Annotated in this window: 11 protein-coding genes; 8 read left to right on the top strand and 3 right to left on the bottom strand. The window is 65.0% G+C overall.

Going from position 1 to position 13,924, the window contains the following annotated elements:
• Nucleotides 1–332: 332 nt before the first annotated feature.
• Nucleotides 333–1,211 carry a DMT family transporter gene (locus ABE459_RS15770; RefSeq protein WP_323833379.1) on the bottom strand — a complete coding sequence of 293 codons (879 nt, stop codon included), beginning with the start codon at nucleotides 1,209–1,211 and terminating at the stop codon, nucleotides 333–335.
• Between the two features lie 213 nt (nucleotides 1,212–1,424).
• On the opposite strand from ABE459_RS15770, the gene ABE459_RS15765 reads away from it, so the two are divergent.
• Entirely contained in the window at nucleotides 1,425–2,249 is an 825-nt protein-coding gene (locus ABE459_RS15765) for an aldo/keto reductase (RefSeq protein ID WP_346648062.1), read from the top strand.
• Nucleotides 2,250–2,258: 9 nt separating this feature from the next.
• On the opposite strand, the gene ABE459_RS15760 is transcribed toward ABE459_RS15765, so the two are convergent.
• Nucleotides 2,259–3,140: a LysR substrate-binding domain-containing protein gene (locus ABE459_RS15760; protein WP_125464283.1), complete on the bottom strand. Its 882-nt coding sequence runs from the start codon at nucleotides 3,138–3,140 to the stop codon at nucleotides 2,259–2,261.
• 159 nt (nucleotides 3,141–3,299) lie between these two features.
• Between ABE459_RS15760 and ABE459_RS15755 the strand changes: the two genes are divergently transcribed.
• Nucleotides 3,300–3,950 carry an ankyrin repeat domain-containing protein gene (locus tag ABE459_RS15755; RefSeq protein WP_125464284.1) on the top strand — a complete coding sequence of 217 codons (651 nt, stop codon included), beginning with the start codon at nucleotides 3,300–3,302 and terminating at the stop codon, nucleotides 3,948–3,950.
• A 189-nt stretch (nucleotides 3,951–4,139) separates the two neighbouring features.
• Here ABE459_RS15755 and pobA read toward each other — a convergent pair whose 3' ends face one another.
• Nucleotides 4,140–5,327 carry a 4-hydroxybenzoate 3-monooxygenase gene (pobA, locus tag ABE459_RS15750; protein WP_125464285.1) on the bottom strand — a complete coding sequence of 396 codons (1,188 nt, stop codon included), beginning with the start codon at nucleotides 5,325–5,327 and terminating at the stop codon, nucleotides 4,140–4,142.
• 133 nt (nucleotides 5,328–5,460) lie between these two features.
• Here pobA and ABE459_RS15745 point away from each other — a divergent pair, with 133 nt between their 5' ends.
• The 6 genes from ABE459_RS15745 to ABE459_RS15720 all read left to right on the top strand — a co-directional run bounded on the left by ABE459_RS15745 (nucleotide 5,461) and on the right by ABE459_RS15720 (nucleotide 13,842).
• On the top strand, nucleotides 5,461–6,336 hold the full coding sequence (locus ABE459_RS15745; protein ID WP_125464286.1) for a helix-turn-helix domain-containing protein: 876 nt from the start codon (nucleotides 5,461–5,463) through the stop codon (nucleotides 6,334–6,336).
• Nucleotides 6,337–6,625: 289 nt separating this feature from the next.
• Nucleotides 6,626–7,435, top strand: a complete 810-nt coding sequence (locus ABE459_RS15740; RefSeq protein ID WP_125464287.1) for a type 1 glutamine amidotransferase — start codon at nucleotides 6,626–6,628, stop codon at nucleotides 7,433–7,435.
• 600 nt (nucleotides 7,436–8,035) lie between these two features.
• Nucleotides 8,036–8,953, top strand: a complete 918-nt coding sequence (gene kdgD, locus ABE459_RS15735) for a 5-dehydro-4-deoxyglucarate dehydratase (protein ID WP_125464289.1) — start codon at nucleotides 8,036–8,038, stop codon at nucleotides 8,951–8,953.
• Nucleotides 8,954–9,089: 136 nt separating this feature from the next.
• On the top strand, nucleotides 9,090–10,445 hold the full coding sequence (locus ABE459_RS15730) for an MFS transporter (RefSeq protein WP_323833384.1): 1,356 nt from the start codon (nucleotides 9,090–9,092) through the stop codon (nucleotides 10,443–10,445).
• 79 nt (nucleotides 10,446–10,524) lie between these two features.
• On the top strand, nucleotides 10,525–12,078 hold the full coding sequence (gene garD / locus ABE459_RS15725) for a galactarate dehydratase (RefSeq protein ID WP_323833386.1): 1,554 nt from the start codon (nucleotides 10,525–10,527) through the stop codon (nucleotides 12,076–12,078).
• 183 nt (nucleotides 12,079–12,261) lie between these two features.
• Nucleotides 12,262–13,842 carry an aldehyde dehydrogenase (NADP(+)) gene (locus ABE459_RS15720; RefSeq protein ID WP_346648061.1) on the top strand — a complete coding sequence of 527 codons (1,581 nt, stop codon included), beginning with the start codon at nucleotides 12,262–12,264 and terminating at the stop codon, nucleotides 13,840–13,842.
• The last annotated feature ends 82 nt before the right edge of the window (nucleotides 13,843–13,924 follow it).

The raw sequence follows: 13,924 nt of genomic DNA, 5'->3' as shown, positions 1-13,924 counted from the left end.
GAGATGTAGACTTGCGCAGCAAGTCGGAGGCCGCGCGGGCCCGGAGGACGCCGGAGCGAAGGGACCCCGAAGCGCAGCGTAGGGGCCGTATGATGGGAGCGAGCGGCTTTGCCTACTTTGGCCAAGACCAAAGTAGGCCGCCGTAAGGGCGGAAAGGTGACTACGCGTCGACATCACAAATGAATGCGCATACAACTATCAAAACCAACACACAACAAGACCCAAGATCCAAGAAACTTGAAACTTGAAACTTGAAACTTGAAACTTGAAACTTGAAACTTGAAACTTGAAACCGTTAAGCAATAACTGCAACAACCTCCAAACTCAACCCCCTACTTGCGCCGCTGCATCCAAGCCGCCCCCAACCCACTCAAACAAATCACCGAAATCCCAACCAAACTCATACCATCCGGCACCTGCCCAAAAATCACCAACCCCAACAACCCCGCAAACACAATCTGGCAATAACTGAAGGGCGCCAACAGAGCCGGCGCCGCATACCTGAACGCCTGCGTCAGCAGCAGATGCGCCGTCATCCCACACCCCCCCAGCGCCAGCATCAACAACGCATGCGTCCACTCCGGCACCTGCCAGAAAAACGGCACCATCGCACTCAGCACCAAGGTATTGCACAACCCCGCATAGAAGTTGCTGGTGGTCGGGCTGTCATGGGCCGCCAGCACCCGCGTCAGCAACTGGTAAGAACAGAACCCCAGCGCCGACCCCAGCGGAAACAGGATCGCCGGGGTAAACATCGCCCCGCCGGGATGCACCACCACCAGCACCCCGACAAACCCCATCACCACCGCCGCCCACTGCCCCGCCGTGACCCGCTCCTTGAGCAGCGGCACCGACAAAGCGGTAACCAGCACCGGGGCCAGGAAGTTGACCGACGACGCCTCGGCCAACGGCAAATACTGCAGGCCGGCAGTGAACAACAGGCTGGTGCTGAGCAGGCTCAAGGCGCGCAGGGTTTGCAACAACGGGCGCCGGGTACGCAGCACCGCCATACCGGCCTTGGGCAGGAAGATACCGGCCATCAGCAAGGTGTGCACCAGGTATCGGGCCCACACCACCATGATGATCGGGTAGATGCCACCGAGGAATTTCGACAACGCGTCGTGGCCAGCGAACAGGAAGGTCGCCACCACCACCAAGGTGATACCGCGCAGCGGCTGGTTGACTCCGGACAGCGGCGTACTGGAACTCATGGGGCTCTCGGGCGGTGGCCCCGGCCTTGCGCCCGGGCATCCGCGGATTCTAGAAGAGATCCACGGCGATGAACATTGCCTGGGCCGAGGCATCTGTACTGTCCGGTACATTTCGTTCGCTGATCGACCACTTTCCCCCTGCGCCCACTGCCAGCCATTTGCCGATGGCCGATCATGTCCATCCACCTTTCCATCCGTACAAGGAGTACCTCCATGCACAGGCTCACCACCCGCCACGGCCTCGACATGCCTGCCATCGGCCTGGGCACCTGGCCAATGACCGGCGCCGACTGCACCCGCGCCGTGCACCAGGCGCTGGAGCTGGGCTACCGGCATATCGACACTGCCACCGCCTACAACAACGAAGCCGCAGTCGGCCAGGCCCTGCGTGACAGCAGCGTGCCGCGCGAAGCCATTCACCTGACCACCAAGGTCTGGTGGGACCGCCTCGCCCCCCAGGCCATGCGCCAGTCCCTGGAAGACAGCCTGCGCGCCCTGGGCACCGAACAGGTCGATCTGTTCCATATCCACTGGCCGGGCAAGGATTGGGACCTGGCGCGCAGCATCGAAACCCTGGTGGCCCTGCGCGATGAAGGCAAGGCGCGCTGCATCGGCGTGGCCAACTTCCCGCTCGGGCTGCTGCGCCAGGTGATCGAACAACTGGGCGCCCCGCTGTCAGCGATCCAGGTCGAGTACCACGTGCTGCTCGACCAGACGCCGCTGCTCGACTTCGCTCGCCAGCATGGCCTGGCCTTCACCGCCTACACCCCACTGGCACGCGGCCAGGCTGCCGAACAACCGGCCATCCGCACCATCGCCGACAAACACGGCGTGCTGCCCAGCCAAGTGGCCTTGGCCTGGTTGCTGGAGCAATCCTCCGTGGCAGTGATCCCGAAAGCCAGCAGCCGTGAGAACCAACTGGCCAACCTGGCGGCGCTGGACCTGCGCCTGGATGATGAGGACCGCGCACGGATCGCCGCGCTGGCGAAGGACCGGCGCCTGGTCAGCCCGGATTTCGCACCGCAGTGGAACAGCTGAACATCCCCTTCAGATCGCCTGCACCGCCAGCAGCTCGGTGAGCACCTCGGCCAACGCCTTGACCATCACATCGGCCGTGGGCCGGTGCACGATCACGATCTCGTAACTGTCCACCTCTGGCAGCCCCTGCTCGCCCCCCAGCACCCGGTGCTCGCGGGTCGCCGCCCGCGGAGGCAGCAGGCTGATGCCCATGCCGTCTGCCACCGCCGCCTGGATGCCGCTGAGGCTGGAGCTGGTGAAACTGATGCGCCAGCGCCGGCCCATGCCCTCGATGGCGCTGATCATGTCGTCGCGGTACAGGCCCCTTGGCGGGAAGGTCACCAGCGGCACCGGGTCGAGTTCGAAGGCTGGCATTCGCGCGCTGTCGATCCATTGCAGGCGCTCGGGCCAGCAGGCCACCCCTTCGCGGCTGTTGCGCCGCTGCTTGAGCAGCACCAGGTCGAGCTCGCCGTTGTCGTAGGCCTGGCTGAGGTCGCGGCACAGCCCGCTGGTGACTTCCAGCTTGACCTGCGGCTGGCGCCGGCTGAAGGCCGACAGCGCATTGGTGGTGCGCCCGCCAACGAAGTCCTCCGGCACGCCCAGGCGCACGGTCATGCCTACCATGGCCCCGGCCAAGGCTTCGAGCATCTGGTCGTTAAGCGCCAACATGTGCCGGGCGTAACCCAGCAGGGTCTGGCCGGCGTCGGTAGGCAGCACGTCGCGGTTACCGCGCACCAGCAGGCGGTGGCCGACCATCTCCTCGAGGCGGCGGACCTTCTGGCTGATGGTCGATTGGGTGGAATGCAGGCGTGCCGCCGCCGTGGTGAAACTGCCGCAATCGGCCACCACGACAATGGCGCGCAGCAGGTCGAGGTCGAACAGGGCTCTATTCGATTTAACGCTGATGGACATCTTGGTATTCGACTTCTGAATGACAAGGCTGACTTCTATCACGCCCCTCCACGCCCGGCAACCATGCGCAAAACCACTGCCTGGCATCCAGAAAATTCACTTCTGGCGCCGCGCGCAGTTACCTAGGATGAACGCTCGCCCTGCCAGGAACCCCGGACCATGCGCCTGTCGATTGCCACCCTGCTGCTGGCCCTGCTCACCAGCCTTGCTGCCCACGCCGAGAGCCTGTCCATGAATAACCGCCTGTTCGATGCCGCCCGCCTCGGCGACCTGCCCGCCATCCGCCAGGCGCTCGCCCAGGGCGCCACCCTCGACGCCCGTGACAAGCAAGGCCAGACCGCGCTGCTGGTGGCCACCCACGCCAACCAGGTCGCCGCTGCGCAGGTACTGATCGAAGCGGGTGCCGACGTCAACGCCAAGGACAACATCCACGACAGCCCTTACCTGTACGCCGGTGCCCGTGGGCTCGACGAGATACTGCGCCTTACCCTCGCCCATGGCGCCGACCTGAGCAGTACTAATCGCTATGGCGGTACCGCACTGATCCCGGCGGCCGAGCGCGGGCATGTGCAGACCGTGCAGTTGCTGATCGATGCCGGGGTCGATGTGAACCACCTCAACCGCCTGCACTGGACCGCGCTGCTGGAGGCGGTGATCCTCGGCGATGGCGGGCCGCGCCATGTGGAGATCGTGCGCCGGCTGCTGGCGGCCGGGGCCGACCCGGCAATTGCCGACAAGGACGGGGTGACGGCGCTGGAGCATGCGCGCCAGCGCGGGTATGGAGAAATGGAGGCGCTGCTGGCGCGTTGATTGGTTCGAGAGCCCAATCGCCCAATAAACTTACACGTTCACTGTAGGAGCGGCCTTGTGTCGCGAAAGGGCTGCAGAGCAGCCCCCGGCGATGTCTGCTTTCACGCTGAAATCCTGGGGCCGCTGCGCGACCCTTTCGCGACACAAGGCCACTCCTACAAAGAACGTTGCGCCCACTGATCCGGCCCGTTACTCCACCACCTCGAACGGCAACCCCACATAGTTCTCGGCAATATTCACCAACCCCGCCTGCGAACTGAGGAAGTACTCGCGATCAGCCTCCTGCATCTTGCGGTCCCAGTCATCGTGATGTTCACCAAAATCATGCAGCAACTGGGTCATGAACCAGCTGAAGCGTTCGCCCTTCCACACCCTGCGCAAGGCCATGGGTGAGTACTGAGCCAGCAGGTCGGTACGGCCTTCGCGGTACACCTTGAGCAGGATCCGGTACAGGTAGTTCACGTCCGAGGCCGCGAGATTGAGACCTTTGGCTCCCGTGGGCGGGACGATGTGCGCGGCATCACCGACCAGGAACAACCGACCATGCTGCATGGGCTCGACCACCAGGCTGCGCAGCGGCGCGATGCTCTTTTCCAGGGCCGGGCCGGTGACCAGCCGTTCGCCCACCTCCTCGGGCAGCCGAGCCTTGAGCTCACCCCAGAAACGCGCATCCGGCCAGTCCTCCACCCGCTCCTGCAGCGGCACCTGCAGGTAGTAGCGGCTGCGGGTCTGCGAACGCTGGCTGCACAGCACGAAACCGCGCTCGTGGTGGGCGTAGATCAGTTCGTGGTTCACCGGCGGCGTATCGGCCAGCAGCCCCAACCAGCCGAACGGGTAGACCCGCTCGTAGGCCTTGAGCACACCGTCGGGAATGCTTTGCCGGGCAACCCCGTGGAAGCCGTCGCAGCCGGCGATGTAATCGCAGTCGACGCGGTGCAACTGGCCATCCTTCTCGAACGTCAGGTATGGCTGGGCGCCGTCGATATCATGGGGCTGCACCTTGCTGGCTGAATAGATGATCGGTGCCCCGCTCTGCTCACGGGCCTGCATCAAGTCGCGGGTGACCTCGGTCTGGCCGTAGACCATCACCGTCTTGCCACCGGTCAGCGCCTTGAGGTCCAGGCGCTGGCGGCGGCCACCGACCAGCAACTCGACGCCTTCGTGGACCAGCCCTTCGCGGTCCATGCGCTCGCCAACCCCGGCCTCGCGCAGCAGATCGACGGTGCCCTGTTCGAGCACCCCGGCGCGAATGCGCCCAAGTACGTAGTCGGGGGTCTGGCGCTCGACGATCAGCGTGTCGATGCCGGCCTTGTGCAGCAACTGGCCCAGCAGCAGGCCGGACGGACCTGCGCCGATGATTGCAACCTGAGTCTTCATTGTTGTTGTCTCTTTGTGCTGTTACGGTTCTCCCCTGCATTTTTACGAGCGATTCAGTCCGAAAAAGTGTGCTATCCACTGTAAAAAATGCACTTTTACAAAAAACGTTCGATTAACGGACAAGGCCATCCCCATGCCCAGCCCCCTCTCCGGCATTCCGCTGTTCCAGCTCTACGGCGAAAACCACGCCTGGCCCGACACCGACCTGCTGCACTGCGAGTCGATCCCGGCACGCAGCCGCCTGCACCACTGGGAGATCAAGGCGCACCGCCATGCCGAGCTGTTCCAGCTGCTGTACGTGCAGCGCGGCGAGGCGCAGGTGGAGATCGAGGGCGCGCGCAGCGTGATCCGCCAGGCGGCGATCCAGGTGGTGCCGCCGCTGACCGTGCATGGCTTTCGTTTCAGTGCCGATATCCAGGGCCATGTGCTGACCTTCGGCACGGCGCTGGTGGCCGACCTCGAGCAACGCCTGGGCGCGCCATTGAGCGTACTGGCCGCGCCCGGCTGCTACCCGCTGGGCCAGGACCGCATGCGCCTGCACACGCTGATCGACACGTTGCAACAGGAATATCAGGGCAACGCCCCGGCACGGGCGGCGTTGCTGCAGGCACTGGTCACCGCGCTGATGGTGTGGATCAGCCGCCAGCAGCACGACCGCGCCCCGCGCACCCGCGGCGAGCGCGACCAACAATTGCTTGGCCGCTATCTGCGCCTGGTCGAAGCGCACTACCGCGAGCACCTGGCCGTGGAAACCTATGCGGCACGCCTGGGCATCAGCAGCCTGCAGCTCAATCAGCTGTGCCGCGCCCTGGCCAGCCAGACCGCACTGCAGGTGGCGCACCAGCGCCTGCTGCTCGAAGCCCGGCGCAACCTGTCATACACACGCATGAGCATCGGCCAGCTGTCCGACAGCCTCGGGTTCAGCGACCCCACCTACTTCGCCCGCTTCTTCAAGCGCTTGAGCGGCCAGACGCCCAACGCCTACCGCCGCGCCACGCAAAGTGAATAATCATTGCAGCCACGCAAAGAGCCAACTGCGTCGTTAAATATTATTGACCCAAACCCCCGCCAAACCCTTGTCACCCAAGGCTCCGAGACCTTCAAGCCCCCGAAAAACGGCGCCTCGGCGCCCTGCCACTCGTTTGACATATCGAACGGCTCTGGCAAGCTATCAGTCAGGCCCCGACCGGCATCGCCCCTGAGGCGAGCCGGCAGTGCTCGGGGCTACAGGCTGCACCCATGGCCCCGGCCGTGCGCCTGCACAACAACGACAGGCAAGACCTGTCCCAAGGTGACATATGTCCAACAGCAACATTGGCAACAAGCAACCTTCCCTGCGCAAACCCGTCGTCCTGATGACCATGGGCAGCCAAGAGCGCAAAGGCCATGACTATCAGGTCATGACCCACAAATACATCACCCCGCTGGTCGAGTTCTCCGGTTGCGTCCCGGTGCTGGTCCCCACCTGCTGCGGCAGCGACGACCTCGAGACGTACCTGGACATGGCCGACGGCGTGTACCTGACCGGTGCCGGCAGCAATATCGACCCGGCCCTGTACGGCCAGGAGAACCAGACCCCCGGCAAGGGCCAGGACCAGAACCGCGACCTGTTCGACATCCCGCTGGTCAAGGCGGCGATCAAGCGTGGCCTGCCGATCTTCGGCATCTGCCGTGGCATGCAGGAAATCAACGTGGCCCTGGGCGGCGACATCTACCAGAAGGTCTACGCCGAGCCTGGCTTCAACGACCACCGGGAAAACCCGGAAGATCCGGTCGAAGTGCAGTACGCCCAGGTGCATGGGGTGAAGATCAAGCCGGGCAGCTGGCTGCGCGACACCCTGGGCACCGACGAGATCCGCGTCAACTCGCTGCACGGCCAGGGCCTGCACAAGCTGGGCGCCGGTATCGAGCCGATTGCCCATGCCGAGGACGGCCTGGTCGAGGCGATCCACGCGCCGAGCATTTCGCCCTTCCTGTTCGCGGTGCAGTGGCACCCGGAGTGGCAGGCGGCGAAGAACCCTGACTCGATCAAGATATTCCAGGCCTTCGGCGACGCGTGCCGCGCCCAGGTCCGCAAGTCACAGGTCAAGCGCCATCAGGCAGCCTGATCCAGCAAAGCTTCGTTAGCTTTGATCGCGGGGCGGCGCAAGGTCGCCCCCGTTTCCTACGGTCACCCTCTGCTGGTCCCAGAACACTTCCCGTGGAAGCGGGCGGCGGGCTTGTGCCTGTCTCCGCGATCTTTTTTTCCTTCTCCCCGCCTAGAGATACGATGACTGCCAAGTGGTTGTCGTAAGATCTTCTGCGCCTGTGAGATCGAGCGCCGCCCGCGCGGCGCATCGCTGGCAAGCCAGCTCCCACATCTGTTTCGGGCCAGTCACTCCTGCAAGCTAATCACTGTCCGCCTTGTTGGTTCGACGCGGTAGTGAGGTGGGCGTCACTAGCGCCCCGCCTGACTTGAGACATGCGCCAAGGCGGGCAGCGGTACCCTCACAGGCATAACTGGCCCGAAACAAATGTGGGAGCTGGCTTGCCAGCGATGCGCCGCGCGGGCGGCGCTCGATCTCCCAGCCAACAAACACCTGACGGCGAACACCTCCAAATCAAAAAAACTGCCCAAGGGGGACTAGTCATCGCGCAAGTTGTACGATAACTTACCTCTAACGCAGAACAACACCCTTCACCCCAAGCGCCACAGGATGCCTACAACAATGACTCCACAAGAACTGAAATCCATCCTCTCCCACGGCCTGCTGTCTTTCCCGGTCACCGACTTCGACGCCCAGGGCGACTTCCATCAGGCTGGCTACGTCAAGCGCCTGGAATGGCTGGCCCCCTATGGCGCCAGCGCGCTGTTCGCCGCCGGCGGCACCGGTGAGTTCTTCTCCCTGGCCGCCAGCGAGTACAGCCAGGTGATCAAGACCGCAGTCGACACCTGCGCCACCTCGGTACCGATCCTCGCCGGTGTCGGCGGCTCGACCCGCCAGGCCATCGAATACGCCAAGGAAGCCGAGCGCCTGGGCGCCAAGGGCCTGCTGCTGCTGCCGCACTACCTCACCGAAGCCAGCCAGGACGGCGTTGCCGCCCATGTCGAGGCGGTGTGCAAGGCCGTCAACATCGGTGTCGTGGTCTACAACCGCAACGTCTGCCGCCTGAATGCCGACCTGCTGGAAAAGCTCGCCGAGCGCTGCCCGAACCTGATCGGCTACAAGGATGGCCTGGGCGATATCGAACTGATGGTGTCGATCCGTCGCCGCCTGGGTGATCGTTTCAGCTACCTGGGTGGCCTGCCCACCGCCGAGGTGTATGCTGCCGCGTATAAAGCCCTCGGTGTGCCGGTGTACTCCTCGGCGGTGTTCAACTTCGTGCCCAAGACCGCGATGGACTTCTACCACGCCATCGCCCGTGACGATCACGCCACCGTCGGCAAGCTGATCGACGACTTCTTCCTGCCGTACCTGGACATCCGCAACCGCAAGGCCGGCTACGCCGTGAGCATCGTCAAGGCCGGCGCGCGGATCGCCGGTTACGACGCAGGCCCGGTGCGCACGCCGCTGACCGACCTGACCGCGCAGGAATACGAGATGCTCGCCGCACTGATGGACAAGATGGGGCCACAAACACTGTAAGCCCCGATCGCCGGCAAGCCGGCTCCCACAGGAGCAGGCTTGCCGGCAATGGGCCGCAACGCGGCCCAGCGCCCTGCCCTGGCGCCAAAAGACAATCTGATAGCCCGCACAAAAATAACTAGTGGGAGTAAGCAGCATGCAAGCGACGAAAAAGACGCATGTGCGCTACCTGATTCTGTTGATGCTGTTCCTGGTGACCACCATCAACTACGCCGACCGCGCCACCATCGCCATTGCCGGCTCCAGCCTGCAGAAGGACCTTGGCATCGACGCAGTCACCCTCGGCTACATCTTCTCCGCCTTCGGCTGGGCCTACGTGGCCGGGCAAATCCCCGGCGGCTGGCTGCTCGACCGCTTCGGCTCGAAGAAGGTCTATGCCTTCAGCATCTTCACCTGGTCGCTGTTCACCCTGCTGCAGGGCTTCGTCGGTGGCCTGCCGGTGGCCTGGGCCGTGGTCACGCTGTTCACCCTGCGCTTTCTGGTCGGTTTCGCTGAAGCCCCGTCGTTCCCCGGCAACGCCCGGATCGTCGCGGCCTGGTTCCCCACCCAGGAGCGCGGCACCGCCTCGGCAATCTTCAACTCGGCGCAGTACTTTGCCACTGCCCTGTTCGCCCCGATCATGGGCTGGATCGTGTTCAGCTTCGGCTGGGAGCACGTGTTCGTGGTGATGGGTGTGTTGGGCATCGTGTTCAGCGGGGTGTGGATGAAGACGATCTACAACCCGCGCCAGCACCCGCGCATCAGCCCCAGCGAGCTCGATCACATCGAGCAGAACGGCGGCCTGGTGGACATGGACCAGAAACGCGGCAACGACGGCCCGAAATGGGGCTACATCAAGCAACTGCTGACCAGCCGTATGCTGCTGGGCGTATACCTGGGCCAGTACTGCATCAACGCCATCACCTACTTCTTCCTCACCTGGTTCCCGGTGTACCTGGTGCAGGAACGCGGCATGACCATCCTCAAGGCCGGTTTCATCGCCTCGTTGCCGGCGATCTGCGGCTTCATCGGTGGTGTGCTCGGCGGTGTGCTGTCGGACTGGCTGCTACGCCGTGGCAACTCGCTGACCTTCTCGCGCAAACTGCCGATCGTCTGCGGCCTGTTGCTGTCGACCACCATGGTGTTCTGCAACTACGTCGACGCCGAATGGATGGTGGTGGGCTTCATGACCCTGGCCTTCTTCGGCAAAGGCATCGGTGCGCTGGGCTGGGCCGTGGTGGCCGACACCTCGCCCAAGCAGATCGCAGGGCTGTCGGGTGGTTTGTTCAACACCTTCGGCAACATCGCTTCGATCACCACACCGATCGTCATCGGCTACATCATCAGCGCCACCGGTTCGTTCAAGTGGGCGCTGGTGTACGTCGGCGCCAACGCCTTGGTGGCGGTGTTCAGCTACCTGGTGATCGTCGGCCCGATCAAGCGCATCGAGCTCAAGGACGACCCAAAGCAAGAAACCGCGCCAACCGCTGAACTGGCAGGTTCGCGCCACTGAGTGAAAGCCGCCGGCGCCCGTGCACGCGGCGCCGGCGGCCGTATGAACGCCTGAGAGAAATAACCAGAAGGGCCTGACCATGCAGTTGATCGAACATTCCGAGTCGCCCCGCTACGTCCGCCTGCACGATGACGACAACGTCGTGGTGGTGGTGAACGACGGCGGCCTGGGCGAAGGCGCCCGTTTCGCCGACGGCCTGACCTTGGTCGAAGGCGTGCCGCAGAGCCACAAGGTGGCCACCGTCGATATCCAACCCGGCGCCCCTGTGCGCCGCTACGGCCAGGTGATCGGCTATGCCCGCGAATGGCTGCGACAAGGCAGTTGGGTCAAGGAAGATCAGTTGGACATGCCGGCCGCGCCCGAGCTCGACAGCCTGCCGCGCTGCGACGCCGTGCCCGCCGCCCTGCCGCCGCTCGAAGGTTTCACCTTCGAAGGCTACCGCAACGCCGACGGCACCGTCGGCACCCGCAACATCCTCGGCATCACCACCACTGTGCAGTGCGTGACCGGCGTGCTCGATCACGCGGTCAAGCGCATCCGCGCCGAACTGCTGCCCAATTACCCCAACGTCGATGACGTGGTCGCCCTCACCCACAGCTACGGCTGCGGCGTGGCGATCAACGCCCGCGACGCCTATATCCCGATCCGCACCGTGCGCAACCTGGCGCGCAACCCCAACCTGGGCGGCGAAGCGCTGGTGATCAGCCTGGGCTGCGAAAAACTCCAGGCCGGCCAGGTGATGCACGACGGCGACCCGTCGGTAGACCTCAGCGAGCCGTGGCTGTACCGCCTGCAGGATGCCTCGCTGGGCTTCGTCGAGATGATCGAGCAGATCATGCAACTGGCCGAAACCCGTCTGAAAAAACTCGACCAGCGCCGCCGCCAGACCGTACCGGCCAGCGAGCTGATCCTCGGCATGCAGTGCGGCGGCAGCGATGCGTTTTCCGGCATCACCGCCAACCCGGCGCTGGGCTATGCCGCCGATCTGCTGGTGCGCGCCGGGGCCACGGTACTGTTCTCGGAAGTCACCGAAGTGCGTGACGCCATCTACATGCTCACCTCCCGCGCCGAAACGCCAGAGGTGGCAGAAGCGCTGGTGCGCGAGATGGACTGGTACGACCGCTACCTGCAACAGGGCGCCGCCGACCGCAGCGCCAATACCACGCCAGGCAACAAGAAAGGCGGCTTGTCGAACATCGTCGAGAAGTCCCTGGGCTCGATCGTCAAGTCCGGCAGCGGCGCCATTCAAGGCGTGCTCGGCCCGGGCGAGCGGGTGACGCGCAAGGGCCTGATCTTCTGCGCCACCCCGGCCAGCGATTTCGTCTGCGGCACCCTGCAGCTGGCCGCCGGCATGAACCTGCACGTGTTCACCACCGGGCGCGGCACGCCGTACGGCCTGGCCATGGCGCCGGTGGTCAAGGTGTGCACCCGCACCGAGCTGGCCCAGCGCTGGCCCGACCTGATCGACATCGACGCCGGGCGCATCGCCACCGGCCGCTCGACCATCGAGGAGCTGGGCTGGGAGCTGTTCCGCTATTACCTGGACGTGGCCAGCGGCCGCCAGCAGACCTGGGCCGAGCGGCACGGGCTGCACAACGACATCACCCTGTTCAACCCGGCACCCATTACCTGATGCCAAGGGCTGACTCGATTTCCCAGCGTCTCGCGTCCCCTGTGGGAGCGGGTTCACCCGCGAACACCGGCGAAGCCGGTGCCATGCACCGTGTCGTCTGTTTCGCGGGTGAACCCGCTCCCACAGAAGCCAAGCGAACCTGCCCAAATAGCATTCTTCCTTCAGCGACTACAGGAGCACCCCATGCCAGAGATCCTCGGCCACAACTTCATCGCAGGCCAGCGCAGCGCTGCCGGCACCCAGCGTCTGCAGAGCCTGGACGCCACCACCGGCGAAGCCCTGCCCTACAGCTTCGCCCAAGCCGCTGAAGCCGAAGTCGACCAGGCCGCCCAAGCCGCCGCCGCCGCCTTCGCCGAGTTCCGCCAGTTGCCCCCGGCACGCCGCGCCGAGTTCCTCGACGCCATCGCCGCCGAACTTGACGAGCTCGACGACAGCTTCGTCGCCATCGTCTGCCGCGAAACCGCCCTGCCCGCCGCCCGCATCCAGGGCGAACGCGGCCGTACCAGCGGCCAGATGCGCCTGTTCGCCCAGGTGCTGCGCCGCGGCGATTACCTTGGCGCACGCATCGACCTGGCCCTGCCCGAGCGCCAGCCGCTGCCACGGGTGGACCTGCGCCAGATGCGCATCGGCGTCGGCCCGGTGGCAGTGTTCGGTGCCAGCAACTTCCCGCTGGCCTTCTCCACCGCAGGCGGTGACACTGCCGCCGCCTTCGCCGCCGGTTGCCCGGTGGTATTCAAGGCTCACAGCGGCCACATGGCCACCGCCGACCTGGTCGGCGCTGCGATCATCCGCGCCGCCGAGCGCACCGGCATGCCCAGGGGCGTGTTCAACATGGTCTTCGGTGGCGGTGTCGGCGAGTGGCTGGTCAAGCACCCGGCGATCCAGGCCGTTGGCTTCACCGGCTCGCTCAAAGGCGGCGATGCCCTGTGCCGCATGGCCGCCGAGCGCCCGCAGCCAATCCCGGTGTTCGCCGAGATGTCCAGCATCAACCCGGTGATCGTGCTGCCAGGCGCCCTGGCCAAGCGTGGCGAGGCCATCGCTCGTGAACTGGCTGGTTCCGTGTGCATGGGCGCGGGGCAGTTCTGCACCAACCCGGGCATGGTCATCGGTCTGCAATCGCCGCAGTTCAGCCAACTGCTGGCTGACCTCGGCCAGCACCTGGGCGCCCAGGCCGGCCAGACCATGCTCAATGCGGGCGGCCTGCGCAGCTACGTTGGCGGCCTGGAGCACCTGCACGCCCACGCCGGCATCCAGCACCTGGCCGGCCAGGCCCAGGAGGGCAGCCAGGCCCGCGCCCAGCTGTTCAAGGCCGATGCCCGCCTGCTGGTGGAGTCCGACCCGCTGCTGCAGGAAGAAGTGTTCGGCCCGACCACCGTGGCCGTGGAAGTCACCGGCAACGAGCAACTGCGCGCCGCCCTGCTCGGCCTGCGTGGCCAGCTAACCGCCACGCTGATTGGCGAGCCGGAGGACTTCGAAGCCTTCGCCTGGCTGGTGCCGCTGCTGGAGGAGAAAGTCGGTCGCATCCTGATCAACGGATACCCGACCGGTGTCGAGGTATGCGATGCAATGGTCCACGGCGGCCCCTACCCGGCCACCTCCGATGCCCGTGGCACCTCGGTCGGCACCCTGGCCATCGACCGCTTCCTGCGCCCGGTGTGCTACCAGAACTACCCGCAGGCGCTGCTGCCGGCAGCACTGCGCGATGGCAACCCGCTGGGGCTGCGCCGCCTGGTCAATGGCCAGTGGAGCGACGCGGCGATCTGATCCGCTGGATGCAATGCCTATGAGTCAAATGGGGCCGCTCTGCGGCCCTTCGCGGGTAAACCCGCTCCCACAGGTACTGCGA

This window comes from Pseudomonas sp. TWI923, from assembly GCF_039673365.1.
GTDB classification, from domain to species: Bacteria; Pseudomonadota; Gammaproteobacteria; order Pseudomonadales; family Pseudomonadaceae; genus Aquipseudomonas; species Aquipseudomonas sichuanensis.
This window is presented reverse-complemented; position numbering and strand designations above follow the sequence as displayed.

Bases quoted from the DNA above. Each gene is read 5' to 3' on its own strand.
- kdgD (WP_125464289.1), top strand. From the start codon at position 8,036: ATGACTCCACAAGAACTGAAATCCATCCTCTCCCACGGCCTGCTGTCT.
- ABE459_RS15755 (WP_125464284.1), top strand. From the start codon at position 3,300: ATGCGCCTGTCGATTGCCACCCTGCTGCTGGCCCTGCTCACCAGCCTT.
- ABE459_RS15720 (WP_346648061.1), top strand. From the start codon at position 12,262: ATGCCAGAGATCCTCGGCCACAACTTCATCGCAGGCCAGCGCAGCGCT.
- ABE459_RS15740 (WP_125464287.1), top strand. From the start codon at position 6,626: ATGTCCAACAGCAACATTGGCAACAAGCAACCTTCCCTGCGCAAACCC.
- ABE459_RS15770 (WP_323833379.1), bottom strand. From the start codon at position 1,211: ATGAGTTCCAGTACGCCGCTGTCCGGAGTCAACCAGCCGCTGCGCGGT.
- ABE459_RS15765 (WP_346648062.1), top strand. From the start codon at position 1,425: ATGCACAGGCTCACCACCCGCCACGGCCTCGACATGCCTGCCATCGGC.
- pobA (WP_125464285.1), bottom strand. From the start codon at position 5,327: ATGAAGACTCAGGTTGCAATCATCGGCGCAGGTCCGTCCGGCCTGCTG.
- ABE459_RS15730 (WP_323833384.1), top strand. From the start codon at position 9,090: ATGCAAGCGACGAAAAAGACGCATGTGCGCTACCTGATTCTGTTGATG.
- ABE459_RS15760 (WP_125464283.1), bottom strand. From the start codon at position 3,140: ATGTCCATCAGCGTTAAATCGAATAGAGCCCTGTTCGACCTCGACCTG.
- garD (WP_323833386.1), top strand. From the start codon at position 10,525: ATGCAGTTGATCGAACATTCCGAGTCGCCCCGCTACGTCCGCCTGCAC.
- ABE459_RS15745 (WP_125464286.1), top strand. From the start codon at position 5,461: ATGCCCAGCCCCCTCTCCGGCATTCCGCTGTTCCAGCTCTACGGCGAA.